Here is a 16,432-nt window from a genome sequence, read left to right as displayed (position 1 = left end):
TTTGCGTGACGATTCCGACGCCGGTGTTCAGCTTCGGCTAAGCATGCTTCCGTATAATCGCGAGCCTATTCCGACCCGTGCCCCTGCGACAGCCCCATGTCCCGCGATCCCACCCTAAGTTTGCCCTGGCCCGACGCCCGTCCGCTGCCCGACTCCTTCTTCGACCACGACGCCCAGCACGTCGCGCAGGAACTGCTGGGCAAAGTCATCCGTCACCGGGTCGACGGGCGCTGGTTATCGGCACGCATCATCGAAACCGAGGCCTACTATCTGGTGGACAAGGGCAGCCACGCATCCCTCGGCTACACCCACAAACGCCGCGCACTGTTCCTCGATGGCGGGCACATCTATATGTATTACGCCCGTGGCGGCGATTCACTGAACTTCAGCGCCCATGGCGCCGGTAACGCGGTGCTGATCAAGTCCGGCCACCCCTGGGTCGACGCCATTTCCCCCGCCGAGGCCCTGGCGGTCATGCAACGCAACAACCCCGACGCCCAGGGCCAGGCGCGCGCGGCCGAACGCCTCTGTGCCGGCCAGACGCTGCTGTGCAAGGCCCTCGGCCTGAAGGTACCGGACTGGGACGGCCAGCGCTTCGACTGGCAACGCCTGTTCGTCGAAGACGTCGGCGAGCGCCCCTCCCGCATCATCCAGACCGCGCGCCTGGGCATTCCCCACGGCCGCGACGAACACTTGCCCTACCGCTTCGTCGATGCTGCCTACGCCCGTCATTGCTCGCGCAACCCTCTGCGCCGCGGACAGGTCGAAGGACGCGACTACCTGCTGATCGAGGACAAATACCCATGAGTCAATGGTTCGACCAGGTCACCACCTGGCTAGGCGCCAACCCGGAATGGTTGGGCCTGGCGATCTTCCTGATCGCCTGCATCGAGTGCCTGGCCATCGCCGGCATTGTCGTGCCCGGCGTCGCCCTGCTGTTCGCCGTCGGCGTGATGGCCGGCAGCGGCGCCCTGGAACTCTGGGAAACCCTGCTCCTGGCCTACACCGGCGGCCTGCTGGGCGACCTGATTTCCTATGGCCTGGGCCGGCGTTTCCACCAGAACATCCGTGGCCTACCGCTGCTGCGCGACCACCCGGAGTGGATCAGCGGCGCGGAGAATTACTTTCAGCGATACGGCGTCGCCAGCCTGCTGGTGGGCCGCTATATCGGCCCGCTGCGCCCCATGTTGCCAATGGTGGCCGGCATGCTCGATATGCCCTTCCCGCGCTTCATTGCCGTCAGCATGCTCGCCGCCGCCGGCTGGGCGGTAGCCTACCTGGTCCCCGGCTGGGCCACGGGCGCAGCCCTGCGCCTGCCGCTGCCGGAGGGTTTCTGGAGCGAAGCGGGGGTGGTGATTGTCGTGGTCTTGGCCATCCTCGGGCTGATCATTCACAGCACCCTGCGCGAGAAACGCTCGGCGAACCCACTGGCGGCCGGGCTCTGTCTGCTGGCCCTAGGCGCCCTGCTGCTCGGCTGGCCGCATCTGCAAGCGCTGGATCAAGGCCTGATGTCTCTGGTCCAGGAGCAGCGTCACACCAGCCTGGACCAACTGATGGTGCTGGTCACCCGCGTGGGCGACTTCAAGACGCAGCTCCTTGCCGGCGCTTTGCTCGCGACCTTGCTGCTGGTACTGCGTCAATGGCGCCCAGCATGCTTCGCCATCGGCACCCTGGTGACCACGGCACTGGCCAACACCGGGCTCAAACATCTCTTTGCGCGGGCACGGCCGGAGGTTCTCGCCGAGCCGCTAACCACCTTCAGCTTCCCCAGCGGGCACAGCTCAGCGGCCTTCGCCTTCTTCCTGGTGCTGGGCATTCTCGCTGGCCGCGGCCAGCCCGGGAGACTACGCCTGACCTGGCTGCTGCTAGCCAGCCTGCCGGCCCTGGCCATCGCCCTGTCTCGGGTCTATCTCGGCGTGCACTGGCCTACGGACATCCTCGCCGGTGGCCTGCTGGCAGGCGGAATCGCGGCCGCCGGGCTGGCGCTGATGCAACGCGCGGCGCCCCTGTCGGCCATGAACCCGCGTGTATGGGTGCTGATCCTGCCGGCCTGCCTGGCCCTGCTGGGCGGCATCGCGACCTGGGCCCTGCCGGATGCGCTGGCGCGCTACAGCTATTGAGGGACAGACAAGCGCTTTAAGCGATGGACTCACCCTGCAACTGATCCAGCAAGCCCTGGAGGAAGTCCAGGCGCTCATCGGGATCGGCCAGGGTCAGCAGGTGCAGTTTTTCCTTGATGTGGAACGGCAACAGGTACGACAGCTGATTGGCCAACGCCTGTTGCCCCTCCACCACGCCGCCCATGCCCAGCCCCTGGACCATGGGATGTTCAGCCAGGGCATTGAGCAATGCCGCCAGGTCAGCATGCTCCGGACGCAGCGGCCGCTCGGGCTCATCGTCCAGCCACTCCACCTCGGCGAGGGTCAACTGGTCACGTAGCACCTCCGCCTTGCCGACGTGGAAACGCCGTCCGCCCTCTACGCGGATACCCAGCAAGCCGTTGGGGCGCTGCTGCCAGTCGCGGATCAATGCTTCGCAACCGATGGCGGCGAAGCGGCTGGCCGCCTCGCCGACTTCCTGGCCTTCAAGAATGCAGACCACGCCGAAGCCCTCGCCCTGCTTCATGCAGCGCCCGATCATGTCCAGGTAGCGTGCTTCGAATATCTGCAGGTCAAGCGCACAGCCCGGAAACAGCACAGTGTTGAGAGGAAACAACGGCAACTTCATGCATCGACCTCAAGCAATCATGGCAACGACGAGCGGCAGCAATACCGCGGTGGCAACGCCCATCAGGCTCATTGCCAGGGCGGCGAAAGCACCGCACTCCTCGCCTTCCTGCAATGCCCGCGCAGTACCCACAGCATGTGCAGTGAGCCCCAGTGCCATGCCCTGGGCGGCGGGATGACGCACGCCACAGCGGCGCAGCAGTTCCGGGCCGAGGATGGCGCCCAGCACGCCGGTGATCAGCACGAACACCGCCGCCAGGGCCGCTACTCCGCCGAGCTGCTCGGCCACCAGCATCGCGATGGGTGAGGTCACCGACTTCGGCAACAGCGTCATCAGCACCATGCGCTCGGTGCCGAACCACCAGCCCAGCGCAGCTACCGACAGCGTAGCGAAGAGCCCGCCGAACACCAGCGTCAGCAGGGTTGGCCAGAACAGCTGGCGGATCCGCCGCAGGTTGAGAAAAAGCGGCACGGCCAACGCCACGGTGGCCGGACCGAGGAAGACCGTCAGCAACTGGGTGCTCTCACGGTATTCCTGATAGCTGATGCCGAAGGCCAGCAGCACGCCGATCAGCAGCAACATGGACAGCAGCACCGGCTGCAGGAACACCCAGCGAGTCTTCTCGTAGGCGGCCAGGGCCAGTTGGTACGCCGCCAGGGTCATGCCGAAGCCGAACAACGGATGGTGCACCACCGCCTGCACCGCGGCTTGCCAGTCGAGGTTCATGCGTCCTCCCGGCGGCGCACCTGGCGCTCGATCAGCTTCTGCATCAACCAGCCGCAGAAAAGAAACGCCGACAGCAGCGACAGCACCAGAGCGCCCGCTATGGCCCAGAAGTCCGCCCAGATGGCCTGCGCATAAACCATCACGCCCACCGCGGGCGGCACCAGCAGCAGCGGCAGGTAACGCAACAGGCTGCTGGCGGCCAGGTTCAGAGGCTCGCTCACCTCGCCACGCACCAGCAAATAGAGAAAGAGCAGCACCAGGCCGATGATGGGCCCGGGCAGCATGGACAGGAACAGGGCATTGAGCCCGCTGCCGATCAGCTGGAACAGCACCAGCAAGGTCAGTCCGCGCAACAGCATGAAAATCTCCATGGGTCAGGTCCGGTCGGGCGGGCTTCGGCCGGGACGGGGCATTATAGGCTTGCCTGCCCTCACGCTATAGCCCGCCATTCGCAGGGGGCATGCCGTCTTGACCGGGCCCGCCCGACATGCTGATCTACGCCTTGCACGCAAGGGAGGGGCAAAGCCCCAGGATTAGAAGAATTACAACACTGCATCCACGGAGGATGACGCATGGCGTTCGTACCAGTAGCTGAACTGAAGAACTACGTTGGCAAGGACCTGGGCCACTCGGACTGGGTGACCATCGACCAGAACCGCATCAACCAGTTCGCCGAGTGCACCGAAGACCACCAGTTCATCCACGTCGACCCGGAGCGCGCCAAGCAGACGCCCTTCGGCTCCACCATCGCCCACGGTTTCCTCAGCCTGTCGCTGATTCCCAAGCTGATCGACGGCCTGCTGGTCCTGCCCGAAGGCTTGAAGATGGTGGTCAACTACGGTCTGGACACTGTACGTTTCATCCAGCCGGTGAAAGTGGACTCCCGCGTGCGACTGGCCGTGAAGGTCATCGACGTCACTGAAAAGAACCCCGGCCAGTGGCTGATCAAGGCCCTCTGCACCCTGGAAATCGAAGGCCAGCAGAAGCCCGCCTACATCGCCGAATCCCTGAGTCTCTGCTTCGTCTGAGCCAGAGACCAACGGTAAAAAAGCCCGCAATCGCGGGCTTTTTTGCGCCACACTGAAAGGCAGATGTTTGGACAAGGACACCCAATGAAACCGCTTCTGCCCCTTACCCTCGCCCTGCTGCTCACGGCCTGCGGCGAGGGAGAACCCCTGACCCCGCCGGACGCCCGCCTGCCGGACGGTTCCCGTTATCGCGGCGAACTGGTCAACGGTCTGCTGCAGGGGCCTGGGCGCCTGGATTACAACAACGGCACCTGGTTCGAAGGTCAGTTCAAGGACGGTCAGCCGGAAGGCCAGGGCGAATGGCACGGCCCCAACGGCCTGGTCTATACCGGCGAATTCAAGGCCGGCCTGTTTCACGGCCAGGGGCGCCTCGGCTACGGCAATGGCACCACCTACGAAGGCGGTTTCGCCCGCAACCAGTTCGATGGCGAAGGCACCCTGCGCCAGGGTGACGTGACCTACCGTGGCCAGTTCCGCAACGACAAGTACCAAGGTTTCGGTAGCCTTGAGTGGGCAGACGGCAGCAACTACCAGGGCCTGTTCCGCGCAGGACAGCCGGACGGTGAAGGTGTTCGTACCGACGAGGCTGGCAACCGCTTCAGCGGCCGCTTCAAGAAGGGACAACTGCAAGGACAAGGCGCCTACCAGGGCGAAGACGGCTCCCACTACATCGGCGAATTCAAGAACAGTCTGTTCGACGGCAAGGGACGTTTCACCAGCGCTGATGGCGATGTCTGGAGCGGTACCTTCAAGGAAGGCAACCTGATCGGCCAGGGTGAGTTCATCGGTGCCGATGGCAGCCGTTACCAAGGCCACTTCCGGCACTGGCGCTACCAGGGCGAGGGCACGCTGTCGCTGGCCGACGGCAGCCGCTACCACGGCCATTTCAACGACGGGCTCTACAGCGGCACCGGCAGCCTGACTCAATCGGATGGCAAGCTTGAAACCGGCATCTGGCAGGATGGCACGCGCATCCGCGACGAACAGGGCAAGGCCCTGCCCGATCCTCTGGAACTTGGCCTGCTGGCCCAGGGCCGCTTGCTCGATTCGGCGATCGACGCGGTGCCGGCTTCCACGCCTGAGGTGGAGCTCTATTCCATCACGCTCGCCGGCGACGGTCGTCAGAGCGTGTTCCTGCGTGAAGTGGACTACGTCTCCAAGCTCCTGGCCGAACGCTTCGGCGCCCACGGCCAGATCGACCTGGTCAACCACCGTGAACACATGGCCGACCGCCCCCTGGCCACCCGCGAAAGCCTGTCCCGCTCGATCCAGGCTGTCGCCAAGCGAAGTGGCCCGGAAGACCTCGTCTTCATCTACCTGACCAGCCACGGCTCACCGACCCACGAACTGGCCCTGGAGCAACCCGGCCTCCAGCTCGGCCACCTGCCGGCGCAGGAACTTGCCGACCTGCTTGTTCCTCTCAAGGACAGGTACAAGGTGCTGGTGATTTCCGCCTGCTACTCCGGCGGCTTCATTCCACCATTGAAGGACGAGAAGACCCTGATCATGACGGCGGCCCGCTCCGACCGCGTGTCCTTTGGCTGCTCCGAAGAGAGCGACTTCACCTACTTCGGGCGCGCACTGTTCGCCGACGCCCTAAGCGAAACGGACGACCTGGAGCGCGCTTTCGGAATCGCCAAGGAGAAAGTCGCCGCGCGCGAGAAGGCCGACGACTTCGAAGCCTCGGAACCGCAGATGTGGGCTCCCAAGGCCGTCACTGCCCGCTGGCGCGCACTGCGCGAGCATCAGGCGGAGCAGGCTCTGACGGCCCAAAGCGCCGCGACCCCCGACAAAACCGCGCATAGCCACTAAGCTCAGCGTGTATCAGCGGAGAAACAGCATGCATCTGACGCCCCAGCACATACTGCTCGCCGGCGCCACTGGTCTGACCGGCGAGCACCTGCTTGACCGGCTACTCAACGAACCCACGGTCGCCCGAGTCCTGGCTCCGACCCGTCGCCCACTGGCCGAGCACCCGCACCTGAAGAACCCTGTCGGTCCGCTGGCCGAACTGCTGCCGCAACTGCAAGACCGGGTTGACGTCGCCTTCTGCTGCCTGGGCAGTACCATTCGCCAGGCCGGCTCCCAGGAGGCCTTTCGCGCGGTGGACCTGGATCTGGTCCTGGACGTCGCCCGGCGCGCCCGTGAACTGGGCGCGCGGCACTTCATCGTGATCAGCGCGGTAGGCGCCAATCGCACATCCTCGATCTTCTACAACAAGGTCAAGGGCGAGATGGAAGAAGCCCTCAAAGCCATGGACTGGCCGCAGCTGACCATCGCCCGCCCCTCACTGCTAATGGGGCCACGCAGCGAATTCCGCCTCGGCGAACGCCTGGCCGCGGCCTTCATGCGATGGCTGCCGGGAAAGTACCGCGGCATCGGCGTCTGCACGCTGGCCCGTGCGCTCTGGCGTCTGGCGCTCGAAGAGGAAGACGGCGTACGCATCATCGAGTCGGATGAGTTGCGCCGCCTCGGTCGTTGACGACGCCCAGTCATTGGCCGAAATCCCCGCGCCCCGCATGAAGCCCGCTGCTAAGGTGAGCGAGATCACTCACCGTCGAGAACTCGCATGGGCCTCTATGATCGCTACGTCCTGCCACGCCTGATCGACTTCGCCTGCGGAATGGGCCACGTCATGAAGACCCGTTCTCTGGTGGTGCCTTGTGCCGAAGGGCAGGTACTGGAGATCGGCATCGGTACTGGCCTGAACCTCGCCTTCTACGACCCGACCCGGGTCAGCCGGGTGACCGGCGTCGACCCTGCCGCACAGATGCAGGCCCTGGCGCGTCGGCGTGCTGAGGCCATCGCCATCCCGGTGGACACCATCGCCCTGGAACTCGGAGAGATCCAGGCCGCCGACGCCAGCTTTGACAGCATCGTCTGCACTTTCACCCTCTGCACGATTCCCGATGCCCTGGCCGCCTTGGGCGAAATGCGCCGCGTGCTCAAACCCGGTGGGCGCCTGCACTTCGCCGAACACGGGCTGGCGCCGGATCTTTCCGTGCTCCGCTGGCAGCACCGACTCACCCCGCTGTGGAAGCCGTTGGCGGGTGGCTGTCACCTCGACCGCGACATTCCGCGCCTGATCGAAGCCGGCGGTTTCAAAATCGGCGAACTGCACAGCAGCTACCTGCCCGGTCCACGCCCCATGACCTTCGTCCATCGCGGATGGGCGGATTGACCACTGCCCCAACGTTCGGGTTAGCCTTGCCCCCTTGCCCCCTTGCCCCCTTGCCCCCTTGCCCCCTTGCCAGCGAATGCGAACCCCAGCCATGCGTACCCTCACCACCCTGCTCGGAAACAGCCAAAAACTCGACGGCGGCGCCATGTTCGGCAATGCCCCTCGCGCGCTCTGGGAGCGCTGGATGACCCCGGACGCCGAGCACCGCATCGATCTCGGCTGCCGCGCCCTGCTGGTCCAGGACAACGGCCGCAACATCCTGGTCGAAACCGGCATCGGCGCGTTCTTCTCCCCTGAGCTGAAGCAGCGCTTCGGCGTCCAGGAAGAGCGCCATGTGCTACTCGACAGCCTGGCCGAGGCGGGTCTCATCGACGCCGACATCGACGTCGTCCTGCTCACCCACCTGCACTTCGACCACGCCGGCGGCCTGCTCGCCCCCTGGCAAGAGGGCCAGCCCGCGCGCCTACTATTCCCCAAGGCGTGTTTCGTTACTGGTCGCCGTCAGTGGGAGCGGGCCTGCAAGCCCCACGCCCGTGACCGCGCCTCCTACATCCCGGAATTGCTCGAGCTGCTGGAAAGCAGCGGTCGCCTGGAGCTGATCGAAGAAGGCGGCAGCAGCGACACCCTCGGTTGCGGCTGGCGCTTCCACTGGAGCGACGGCCACACCCCTGGCCAGCTTCTGCCGGAAGTCGATATGCCCGACGGCCCGGTGCTGTTCAGCGGCGACTTGATTCCTGGCGCGCCCTGGGTACACCTGCCCATCACCATGGGCTACGACCGCTTCCCCGAAGGCCTGATCGAAGAGAAAGAAGCCCTGCTGGCCGACCTGCTCGCGCGCAACGGCCGGTTGGTCTTCACCCACGACCCAGCCATCGCCATGGGCCGCGTGGTACGTGATGCCAAGGGCCGCTACGGCCTGGCCGACAATCTCGCCGAGGTTCGCGACCTGGCCGCCTGAAGCGACATGCAGGCCCGGTTGACGCCGGGCCAGTGGTCGAAAACGATTCGGCCTTTAGTCAGAGGGATCGCTCATGAGTCTTGAATCGGTCCGCGCCTTCTTCGCTGGAAAGGCGCCGGAAATCGACATCATCGAACTGCAGACCAGCACCGCCACCGTGGCCCTGGCGGCCGAAGCCCATGGTGTTGAGCCGGGCCGCATCGCCAAGACCCTGGCTTTCCGAATCGGAGAAGACGCCGTGCTGGTGGTGGCCCGCGGCGACGCGCGCATCGACAACCGCAAGTTCAAGGAAACCTTCGGCGCCAAGGCCAAGATGCTCGACGCTGAAACGGTAGAAGCGCTCACCAGCCACCCGGTTGGCGGCGTCTGCCCGTTCGGCCTCGCCACCCCGCTGCCAGTCTACTGCGACCGTTCCCTGCAGGCCTTCGATGAGGTGGTGCCGGCGGCTGGCGCCGTGCACAGCGCGGTGCGCATCGCCCCGACGTACATGGCCGAACTGGTGGAAGCCCAATGGGTGGATGTCTGCCAGGAGCCGGGCTGAATTACGATAAGCCCCCCATAGGTTTACGGCTCAATACCCGCCAGTAACACCCAGCGTCACGCCCAGCTCCGCCGCCACCGCAAAGGGCAGCAGCAGCGTATCCAGCAAGGCGCTGGCGGGCAGATCAAGCGCCGGATAGGCCGGCGGCTCGACGCCGAAACGATCCATGGGACAACAGCCGCCATTGAGCGAATACCAGTCCAGGCGGGTGCCGGAATAGATGATCGGCGCCCCCGGCTTGGCGGCGTTGAGGGTCCCGACGCTGGCGCAGCCCTGCAACAGCGCTAGTGCCAGCAAGGTCGAGGCGAGGCGCTTAGTCATCGACGCCCTGATGGTGCTCACCCCAGCGCGGCAGCATGTCCTGCGGGATATCCAGCAAATTGAGAATGCGCGCCACCACGAAGTCCACCAGGTCATCGATGGTCTGCGGCTGGTGATAGAAACCCGGCGACGCCGGCACGATCACCGCGCCGAGGTTGGACAGCTTGAGCATGTTCTCCAGGTGGATGCTGGAATACGGCGCCTCGCGCGGTACCAGGATCAGCTGCCGACGCTCCTTCAGGGTCACGTCGGCTGCGCGTTCGATGAGGTTGTTGCAGGCGCCGGTGGCGATGGCCGACAGCGTACCGGTGGAGCACGGCACCACCACCATGGCGGCGGGCGCGCCGGAGCCGGAGGCCACCGGGGACATCCAGTCTTCCTTGCCGTAGCAACGGATCTGCCCCGGCCCCGCGCCGGTGTATTCGCTGAGGAAGGCCTGCATGGCCTGGGGCTTGGCCGGCAGGGTGACGTCAGTCTCGGTGGCCATCACCAGCTGCGCCGCCTTGGAAATCAGGAAGTGCACCTCGCGGTCTTCCTGGATCAGGCAGTCCAGCAGGCGCAGTCCATACTGAGCGCCGGAAGCGCCAGTCATCGCCAGGGTGATGCGGGAGGGTCCGGTCATCGCCAGTTCCTTAATCTTCCAAGGCCTTGGCCAGCTTGCCATGCAGGCCGCCGAAACCGCCGTTGCTCATGATCACCACCTGGGTGCCAGGGCGCGCCAGCACCTTGATCTCGGCGATGATGCTCTCCAGCGAGGTGCAGACCTGCGCCGGCACCGGGCAGGCCATGGCGGTAGCCGCCAGGTCCCAGCCGAGGTTCGGCGGCGCGTACCAGAACACCTGGTCAGCCAGCTTCACCGACTCCGGCAGGCCGTCGCGGTGCGCGCCGAGCTTCATGGAGTTGGAGCGCGGTTCGATCACCGCGATCACCGGAGCGTCGCCGACGCGCTTGCGCAGGCCATCGAGGGTGGTGGCGATAGCGGTGGGGTGGTGAGCGAAGTCGTCATAGAGGGTCACGCCTTTTACCTCGGCGACCTTTTCCATGCGCCGCTTGACGCTCTTGAAGGCACTCAATGCGGCCACGCCCAGCTCTGGCACTACGCCAACGTGGCGAGCAGCGGCCAGGGTAGCCAGAGCATTGGCGACGTTGTGCTGGCCGGTCAGCTCCCAGTCCACGGTGCCGGCCACCTGGCCTTCGAACAGTACCTCGAAGCGCGAACCGTCCTCGGCCAGCAGACGGGCCTGCCACTGGCCGCCTTCGCCAGTGGTTTGCACCGGGGTCCAGCAACCCATGTCCAGCACACGTTTGAGGGCGGTTTCGGAAGTGGGATGGATGATCAGGCCCTCGCCAGGGATGGTCCGCACCAAGTGGTGGAACTGCCGTTCGATGGCAGCGAGGTCGGGGAAGATGTCCGCGTGATCGAATTCCAGGTTGTTCAGGATTGCGGTACGCGGGCGGTAGTGGACGAATTTGGAGCGTTTGTCGAAGAAGGCGCTGTCGTACTCGTCGGCTTCGACCACGAAGAACGGCGTGCCGCCCAGGCGCGCGGAAATGCCGAAGTTCTGCGGCACACCACCGATCAGGAAGCCCGGGCCCATACCGGCATGCTCCAGCACCCAGGCCAGCATGCTGCTGGTAGTGGTCTTGCCATGGGTGCCCGCCGCAGCCAGAACCCAGCGCCCTTGCAGCACGTGGTCAGCCAGCCACTGCGGGCCGGAAACGTAAGGCAGCCCCTTGTTCAGCACGTACTCCACGGCGGGGTTGCCACGGGACAGCGCGTTGCCGACCACCACCAGGTCCGGAGCAGGTTCCAGGTGAGCGGGCTCGTACCCCTGCAACAGCTCGATCCCCTGGGCCTCCAGCTGGGTGCTCATGGGCGGGTAGACGTTGGCGTCGGAGCCAGTGACACGGTGGCCAAGTTCCTTGGCCAGCACCGCCAGCGAACCCATGAAGGTGCCGCAGATGCCGAGGATGTGGATATGCATGGATGACCTCTGAAACGGGCCGCCCGGCCCGGAAAAAACCTGTCGCAGGTTAGCACAGCGGCCCCGCCGACCCTATGGCTCAGCCACTGCGTCCCACTAGCTGCCGTTGGACCTCACCATCTCTAAAAAGGTCTCGATGATCCGCCGCGAACCCTGCTCACGCAGGCACACCAGCGTCTCGGTCATACGTTGCAGGCAATCACGAATCGGCAGCACATGGACGTTGGCACTGGCCCCCACTTCGGCCGACGAGACGAAACCGACGCCCAGGCCGGCGGCGACCATCTCGAACGTCGCCTCGCGGCCCTCCACCTCAATGGCCGGGCGGATGGCGATACCGGCGCGCTGCATCTCATCCTCGAGAATCTGCCGCGTCATGGAGCCGCGCTCACGAAGCACCATGGGCATGTCCTGCAGGTCGGCGAGCACAATGGAGCCGCGCGATGCCCACGGATGGGAATGGGCGACGAAGGCCACCAGCGGCTCGCTGCTCAGTACCTGGGTGATCAGGCTGTCGTCTTCCACCACCCGGCCGAGCAGGGCGAAGTCCGCCTTGTACTCCTGCAGCCGGCGCAGGCACTCGTCGCTGTTGCCGGTGACCAGGCTGACGCGAATCCCCGGATAGCGCTCACAGAAGCGCGCGATATGACCCAGCAAGTGCACTGGCGAATCCACCGCCAGGGTCAGGCTGCCGGTCTCCAGCGCCCGCGAGGTGGAAAGCAGCTCCTGCGCCTCGGCTTCGGCAGCGAACAGCCGCTGGGTGATGGTCAGCAGGCGCTCGCCCAAGTCAGTCAGTTGCACGGAACGCTTGTTTCGGTGGAACAGCAGGATGCCGAAACGCTCCTCCAATTTACGCACCTGGTCGGAAACCGCTGGCTGGCTGAGAAACAGAGCCTCGGCCGCGCGGGTGAAATTGCCGTGCACCGCCACCGCGTGGAAGGCCTTGAGTTGTGCCTGGGAAACCGCCATCTGCTTGCCCTCAATAAATAAGCTCAACTTATATTTGAAATACTATAAATCGATTTTCATTATTTTTAAGGAATTGGTTTTATCTCTCCATCGCAACGCGCCCTCACCAGAACAACGCTGGAGACGACCATGACCAAAGCCGAATTCCCCACCAACACCCAACCGCTGGCAGCCCCCGCCCTCGGCGAGCCCTACCTGCTGACCCCCGGCCCGCTGACCACCTCCAAGGCCACCAAGGAAGCCATGCTGCGTGACTGGGGCTCGTGGGATGGCGCCTTCAACCTGGTGACCGCCGAAGTCCGCCAGGAACTGCTCTCCATGGCCGGCGTGCAGGACGACAGTTTCGCCTGCGTGCCCCTGCAAGGCAGCGGCAGCTTCTCGGTGGAGGCTGCCCTGGCCACCGCCATCCCCCGCGACGGCAAGTGCCTGATCCTGATGAACGGTGCCTACGGCCAGCGTGCCGCCAAGACCCTGGACTACCTGGGCCGCGCCTACCTGACCCTGGACAAGGGCGACTACCTGCCACCGCAACCGGATGAAGTGGACGCCCTGCTGAAAGCCAACCCGGACGTGACCAATGTCTTCCTGGTCCACTGCGAGACCAGCTCCGGCATCCTCAACCCGCTAAAGGCCATCGCCGATGTGGTGAAGGCCCACGGCAAGAGCCTGATCGTCGACGCCATGAGCTCCTTCGGTGCCGTGCCGTTGACCGTGAATGAAGTCGCCTTCGACGTGCTGGTGTCCTCGGCCAACAAATGCATCGAAGGCATCCCCGGCTTCGGCTTCGTGATCATCCGCCGCTCGGTGCTGGAAGCCGCCAAGGGCCGCGCCCACTCCCTCGCCCTGGATATCTACGAGCAGTGGCTCTACATGGAGCGCACCGGCCAGTGGCGCTTCACCCCGCCGACCCACAGCGTGGTGGCCTTCCGCGCGGCGCTGGAGCAACACGCTGCCGAAGGTGGCGTACCGGGTCGTCTGGCGCGCTACAGCCGCAACCGCGACGTGCTGGTCGCCGGCATGCGCGAGATCGGTTTCAAGACCTTGCTGGAAGACCAGTGGCTGTCGCCGATCATCACCACCTTCTTCAGCCCGGAGCACCCGAACTTCGAGTTCAAGCGCTTCTACGAAGAACTGAAGGCCCGCAGCTTCGTCATCTACCCGGGCAAGCTGACCGTGGCCGAGAGTTTCCGTATCGGCTGCATCGGGCAAATCGACGAACACATCGTGCGCCAGCTCCTGCGCGCCATCGCCGACTCCCTTGAGGCCATGGGCGTGGACATGAAGCAAACGGTCGCCTGAGTCGACAGGTAGACCCCTTCAAGGTCACCCACCGTCCTGAGACGGTTTCCGCTGCGGGTAGCGGGGCTGTGGTGCGGTGACCTTTTTCTGAAACATCGCTGTAGTAAACCAGCCGCTCGGCAGCGCCGGGCAGGAGCCAAAGTTAGCGCCGAACTTCATCAACCCGCCTGACGCCACGACCGCTGCCATCTGACCAAGGCCGTGCGTTAAGACAGACCAGCAGTACTGAAAACAACAACAACCTCCCTATTTGCACTGTCCGGCATACCCACACGGGGTCAGAACCATGAACAACAACGCAGGTGCCTTCGAAAGCGGCTGGAAGTCCCTCCAGCGCTGGCGCGTCCAGATCTTCCTCATCACCTGGCTGGCTTACGCCGCCTTCTACTTCACGCGCAAAGCCTTCTCCGTCGCCAAGCTCGGTATTGGCGAAGACCCAAGCTTCGAACTTGACAAGGCCGCCATGGCCAACCTCGACGCTATCTACCTGGCCGCCTACGCCGTAGGCCAATTCACCTGGGGCATCTTCGCCGACCGCTTCGGCCCACGCGTGGTGGTGCTCGGCGGCCTGGTGGTTTCGGCTCTGGCAGCCGTGGCCATGGGAACCTTTGCGACCCTGCCGATCTTCGCCACCTGCATGCTGGTGCAGGGCCTGGCGCAGTCCACCGGCTGGTCGGGTTTGTGCAAGAACATCGGCAGTTTCTACGCCACCGCCGAGCGTGGTCGCGTGCTGGGTTACTGGAGCACCTGCTACGCCTTCGGCGGCCTGGTGGCCACGCCCTTCGCCGGCTGGTGGGCCTATGACGTGTTCCACGACTGGCGCATGGCCTTCCTCTCCAGCGCGCTGGTGGTCGGCGTTGTCGCCGTGCTGTTCTTCCTCCTGCAACGCAACCGGCCGGAAGACGTCGGTCACGCCCCGGTTGAAGTGGAACCCACCAGCAGCGGCCCTCGCGAAAGCCACTGGAATGCCCTGCGCAAGGTGATGAAGAACCGCACCGTGCTGGTCCTGGGCGTCGCCTACTTCCTGCTCAAGCCCGCGCGCTACGCCATCCTCCTGTGGGGCCCGGTGATCGTCTACGAACGCATGCCGTCAATTGGCAAGGTAGCCTCGGCCATCGTCCCTACGGCCTTCGAACTCGCTGGCCTGGTGGGCCCGATCCTGATCGGCATCGCTTCGGACAAGCTCTTCGGCGCCCGCCGCATGCCAGCCTGCGTGTTCAGCCTGATCGCCCTCACCGTCTGCCTGGCGCTGTTCGTGCCGGCCATGCAGAGCGGCAGCCTGTACCTGGTGGTCGGCCTGCTGTTCATGATGGGCATGACCCTCTACGGCCCTGACTCGATGATCAGCAGCTCCGCCGCCATCGACTTCGGCACCCAGGAAGCCGCCGGCACCGCCGCGGGCTTCGTCAACGGCTGCGGTTCGATCGGCGCGATTCTCGGCGGCCTGCTGCCGGGTTACTTCGACACCACCACCGTGTTCGTTGTGTTCACCGCCGCGGCGCTGCTGGCCAGCCTGATGCTGGTGCCCTTCTGGAACAGCCGCCCGCAAACCCTGAAAGCGCCGGACAGCTTCCCGGCCACCGGTCAACCGGCCCTGGCCGGGGCCAAGACCTGAATTCCCTTAGCCAACCTGCAATCCGCTGGAGTCATTACCATGCAGTACAAGCAACCCACCCAACTCAAAGCCGCCATCCTCGACTGGGCCGGCACCGTCGTCGACTTCGGTTCCTTCGCGCCGACCCAGATCTTCGTCGAGGCCTTCGCCGAGTTCGGCGTCGCCGTCTCCCTGGAAGAAGCCCGCGGCCCGATGGGCATGGGCAAGTGGGACCACATCCGCACCCTCCTCGACATCCCGGCCATCGCCGAACGCTACCGCGCCGCCGTCGGCCGCCTGCCCACGGACGACGACGTCACCGCCATCTACGAGCGCTTCATGCCGTTGCAGATCGAGAAGATCGGCCTGCACTCGGCGCTGATCCCCGGCGCCCTCGACGCCATCGCCACCCTGCGCGACAAGGGCCTGAAGATCGGCACCTGCTCCGGCTATCCGGCGGTCGTGATGGCCAAGGTGGTGGAGCTGGCCCGCGAGAACGGCTACCTGCCGGACCACGTGGTAGCCACCGACGAAGTGCCCAACGGCCGTCCGTACCCGGCGCAGTCCCTGGCCAACGTGATCGCCCTGGGCATCGACGACGTCGCCGCCTGCGTGAAGGTGGACGACACCTGGCCGGGCATCCTCGAAGGCCGCAGCGCCGGCATGTGGACCGTGGCCCTGACCTGCTCGGGCAACGCCCTCGGTCTGACCTACGAACAGTTCAAGGCCCTGCCGAAAGACAAGCTGGACCAGGAACGCGCCCGCATCGGCCAGATGTTCGAAGGCTCCCGTCCGCACTACCTGATCGACACCATCGCCGACCTGCCGGCCGTGATCGATGACATCAACAAACGCCTGGCCCGCGGCGAGATGCCCCAGTCCAGCTGATTGGAAGCGGGGTCAACCGTCGGCCCCTCCCCGGCGGGCAAGGATGCCCGCACCTCTCCTGAAAAAGCCCGGCCCTCTTGCGAGGGCCGGGCTTTTCTCTTTCTGTGGGAGCGAATTCATTCGCTATGTCTGCGTTAGCCGTTGCGAGAGATTTACCCTCTGACCAAGAGCCTTGTAGGAGCTGGCTTGCCAGCGAAACGCCGCCATTAGCTGGC

The 16,432-nt window shown here is 65.1% G+C and carries 18 protein-coding genes; 11 read left to right on the top strand and 7 right to left on the bottom strand.

Annotated elements, in window-relative coordinates:
• Positions 1-96 precede the first annotated feature (96 nt).
• Positions 97-807 (top strand): DNA-3-methyladenine glycosylase, encoded by a 711-nt coding sequence (locus AAHM40_RS24730; protein WP_342247047.1) that lies wholly within the window; start codon positions 97-99, stop codon positions 805-807.
• Complete coding sequence (locus tag AAHM40_RS24725; RefSeq protein ID WP_342247046.1) at positions 804-2,120, top strand: bifunctional DedA family/phosphatase PAP2 family protein; 1,317 nt, start codon at positions 804-806, stop codon at positions 2,118-2,120. The genes AAHM40_RS24730 and AAHM40_RS24725 overlap by 4 nt, the downstream gene beginning before the upstream one ends.
• A 16-nt stretch (positions 2,121-2,136) precedes the next feature.
• On the opposite strand, the gene AAHM40_RS24720 is transcribed toward AAHM40_RS24725, so the two are convergent.
• The 3 genes from AAHM40_RS24720 to AAHM40_RS24710 are packed head-to-tail and all read right to left on the bottom strand — an operon-like array spanning position 2,137 to position 3,812.
• Positions 2,137-2,727 carry an LON peptidase substrate-binding domain-containing protein gene (locus tag AAHM40_RS24720; RefSeq protein ID WP_342247045.1) on the bottom strand — a complete coding sequence of 197 codons (591 nt, stop codon included), beginning with the start codon at positions 2,725-2,727 and terminating at the stop codon, positions 2,137-2,139.
• A gap of 9 nt (positions 2,728-2,736) precedes the next feature.
• Positions 2,737-3,453: an LrgB family protein gene (locus AAHM40_RS24715; protein WP_342247044.1), complete on the bottom strand. Its 717-nt coding sequence runs from the start codon at positions 3,451-3,453 to the stop codon at positions 2,737-2,739.
• Complete coding sequence (locus AAHM40_RS24710; protein WP_342247043.1) at positions 3,450-3,812, bottom strand: CidA/LrgA family protein; 363 nt, start codon at positions 3,810-3,812, stop codon at positions 3,450-3,452. The genes AAHM40_RS24715 and AAHM40_RS24710 overlap by 4 nt, the downstream gene beginning before the upstream one ends.
• Before the next feature lie 213 nt (positions 3,813-4,025).
• Between AAHM40_RS24710 and AAHM40_RS24705 the strand changes: the two genes are divergently transcribed.
• From AAHM40_RS24705 to AAHM40_RS24680, 6 genes are all read left to right on the top strand, one after another.
• A complete protein-coding gene (locus AAHM40_RS24705) occupies positions 4,026-4,481 on the top strand; it encodes a MaoC family dehydratase (RefSeq protein WP_342247042.1) in 456 nt (151 codons plus the stop codon).
• 84 nt (positions 4,482-4,565) lie between these two features.
• Positions 4,566-6,293: a C13 family peptidase gene (locus AAHM40_RS24700; RefSeq protein ID WP_342247041.1), complete on the top strand. Its 1,728-nt coding sequence runs from the start codon at positions 4,566-4,568 to the stop codon at positions 6,291-6,293.
• Positions 6,294-6,321: 28 nt separating this feature from the next.
• Positions 6,322-6,963, top strand: coding sequence for an oxidoreductase (locus AAHM40_RS24695; protein WP_342247040.1), 642 nt, complete (start codon positions 6,322-6,324; stop codon positions 6,961-6,963).
• An 87-nt stretch (positions 6,964-7,050) separates the two neighbouring features.
• On the top strand, positions 7,051-7,662 hold the full coding sequence (locus AAHM40_RS24690; protein ID WP_342247039.1) for a class I SAM-dependent methyltransferase: 612 nt from the start codon (positions 7,051-7,053) through the stop codon (positions 7,660-7,662).
• A gap of 91 nt (positions 7,663-7,753) precedes the next feature.
• Positions 7,754-8,620: an MBL fold metallo-hydrolase gene (locus AAHM40_RS24685; protein WP_342247038.1), complete on the top strand. Its 867-nt coding sequence runs from the start codon at positions 7,754-7,756 to the stop codon at positions 8,618-8,620.
• Between the two features lie 73 nt (positions 8,621-8,693).
• A complete protein-coding gene (locus AAHM40_RS24680; protein WP_342247037.1) occupies positions 8,694-9,161 on the top strand; it encodes a YbaK/EbsC family protein in 468 nt (155 codons plus the stop codon).
• A gap of 30 nt (positions 9,162-9,191) precedes the next feature.
• Here AAHM40_RS24680 and AAHM40_RS24675 read toward each other — a convergent pair whose 3' ends face one another.
• From AAHM40_RS24675 to AAHM40_RS24660, 4 genes are all read right to left on the bottom strand, one after another.
• Positions 9,192-9,482, bottom strand: a complete 291-nt coding sequence (locus AAHM40_RS24675) for a YceK/YidQ family lipoprotein (RefSeq protein ID WP_342247036.1) — start codon at positions 9,480-9,482, stop codon at positions 9,192-9,194.
• Positions 9,475-10,104, bottom strand: coding sequence for a flavin prenyltransferase UbiX (gene ubiX, locus AAHM40_RS24670; protein ID WP_028631387.1), 630 nt, complete (start codon positions 10,102-10,104; stop codon positions 9,475-9,477). Before ubiX ends, AAHM40_RS24675 begins: the two co-directional genes overlap by 8 nt.
• A 10-nt stretch (positions 10,105-10,114) precedes the next feature.
• Positions 10,115-11,467 (bottom strand): UDP-N-acetylmuramate:L-alanyl-gamma-D-glutamyl-meso-diaminopimelate ligase, encoded by a 1,353-nt coding sequence (gene mpl / locus AAHM40_RS24665; RefSeq protein WP_342247035.1) that lies wholly within the window; start codon positions 11,465-11,467, stop codon positions 10,115-10,117.
• A gap of 96 nt (positions 11,468-11,563) precedes the next feature.
• Entirely contained in the window at positions 11,564-12,436 is an 873-nt protein-coding gene (locus tag AAHM40_RS24660) for a LysR substrate-binding domain-containing protein (RefSeq protein WP_342247034.1), read from the bottom strand.
• Between the two features lie 129 nt (positions 12,437-12,565).
• Between AAHM40_RS24660 and AAHM40_RS24655 the strand changes: the two genes are divergently transcribed.
• From AAHM40_RS24655 to phnX, 3 genes are all read left to right on the top strand, one after another.
• A complete protein-coding gene (locus tag AAHM40_RS24655; RefSeq protein WP_342247033.1) occupies positions 12,566-13,735 on the top strand; it encodes a 2-aminoethylphosphonate--pyruvate transaminase in 1,170 nt (389 codons plus the stop codon).
• Positions 13,736-14,021: 286 nt separating this feature from the next.
• On the top strand, positions 14,022-15,350 hold the full coding sequence (locus AAHM40_RS24650; RefSeq protein ID WP_342247032.1) for an MFS transporter: 1,329 nt from the start codon (positions 14,022-14,024) through the stop codon (positions 15,348-15,350).
• Positions 15,351-15,389: 39 nt separating this feature from the next.
• Complete coding sequence (gene phnX / locus AAHM40_RS24645) at positions 15,390-16,217, top strand: phosphonoacetaldehyde hydrolase (protein ID WP_342247031.1); 828 nt, start codon at positions 15,390-15,392, stop codon at positions 16,215-16,217.
• Positions 16,218-16,432: the final 215 nt, after the last annotated feature.

The sequence above is a fragment of the Pseudomonas sp. OTU5201 genome (genome assembly GCF_038440135.1).
In the GTDB taxonomy this organism is placed as follows: Bacteria; Pseudomonadota; Gammaproteobacteria; order Pseudomonadales; family Pseudomonadaceae; genus Metapseudomonas; species Metapseudomonas resinovorans.
The sequence above is the reverse complement of the archived record's forward strand: the minus strand, read 5'-3'. Positions and strand labels throughout refer to the sequence as shown.

Coding starts and splice junctions, on each gene's coding strand:
- AAHM40_RS24695 (WP_342247040.1), top strand. CDS start 6,322: ATGCATCTGACGCCCCAGCACATACTGCTCGCCGGCGCCACTGGTCTG.
- AAHM40_RS24730 (WP_342247047.1), top strand. CDS start 97: ATGTCCCGCGATCCCACCCTAAGTTTGCCCTGGCCCGACGCCCGTCCG.
- mpl (WP_342247035.1), bottom strand. CDS start 11,467: ATGCATATCCACATCCTCGGCATCTGCGGCACCTTCATGGGTTCGCTG.
- AAHM40_RS24675 (WP_342247036.1), bottom strand. CDS start 9,482: ATGACTAAGCGCCTCGCCTCGACCTTGCTGGCACTAGCGCTGTTGCAG.
- AAHM40_RS24700 (WP_342247041.1), top strand. CDS start 4,566: ATGAAACCGCTTCTGCCCCTTACCCTCGCCCTGCTGCTCACGGCCTGC.
- AAHM40_RS24705 (WP_342247042.1), top strand. CDS start 4,026: ATGGCGTTCGTACCAGTAGCTGAACTGAAGAACTACGTTGGCAAGGAC.
- AAHM40_RS24655 (WP_342247033.1), top strand. CDS start 12,566: ATGACCAAAGCCGAATTCCCCACCAACACCCAACCGCTGGCAGCCCCC.
- AAHM40_RS24685 (WP_342247038.1), top strand. CDS start 7,754: ATGCGTACCCTCACCACCCTGCTCGGAAACAGCCAAAAACTCGACGGC.
- ubiX (WP_028631387.1), bottom strand. CDS start 10,104: ATGACCGGACCCTCCCGCATCACCCTGGCGATGACTGGCGCTTCCGGC.
- AAHM40_RS24710 (WP_342247043.1), bottom strand. CDS start 3,812: ATGCTGTTGCGCGGACTGACCTTGCTGGTGCTGTTCCAGCTGATCGGC.
- AAHM40_RS24720 (WP_342247045.1), bottom strand. CDS start 2,727: ATGAAGTTGCCGTTGTTTCCTCTCAACACTGTGCTGTTTCCGGGCTGT.
- AAHM40_RS24725 (WP_342247046.1), top strand. CDS start 804: ATGAGTCAATGGTTCGACCAGGTCACCACCTGGCTAGGCGCCAACCCG.
- AAHM40_RS24660 (WP_342247034.1), bottom strand. CDS start 12,436: ATGGCGGTTTCCCAGGCACAACTCAAGGCCTTCCACGCGGTGGCGGTG.
- phnX (WP_342247031.1), top strand. CDS start 15,390: ATGCAGTACAAGCAACCCACCCAACTCAAAGCCGCCATCCTCGACTGG.
- AAHM40_RS24680 (WP_342247037.1), top strand. CDS start 8,694: ATGAGTCTTGAATCGGTCCGCGCCTTCTTCGCTGGAAAGGCGCCGGAA.
- AAHM40_RS24715 (WP_342247044.1), bottom strand. CDS start 3,453: ATGAACCTCGACTGGCAAGCCGCGGTGCAGGCGGTGGTGCACCATCCG.
- AAHM40_RS24650 (WP_342247032.1), top strand. CDS start 14,022: ATGAACAACAACGCAGGTGCCTTCGAAAGCGGCTGGAAGTCCCTCCAG.
- AAHM40_RS24690 (WP_342247039.1), top strand. CDS start 7,051: ATGGGCCTCTATGATCGCTACGTCCTGCCACGCCTGATCGACTTCGCC.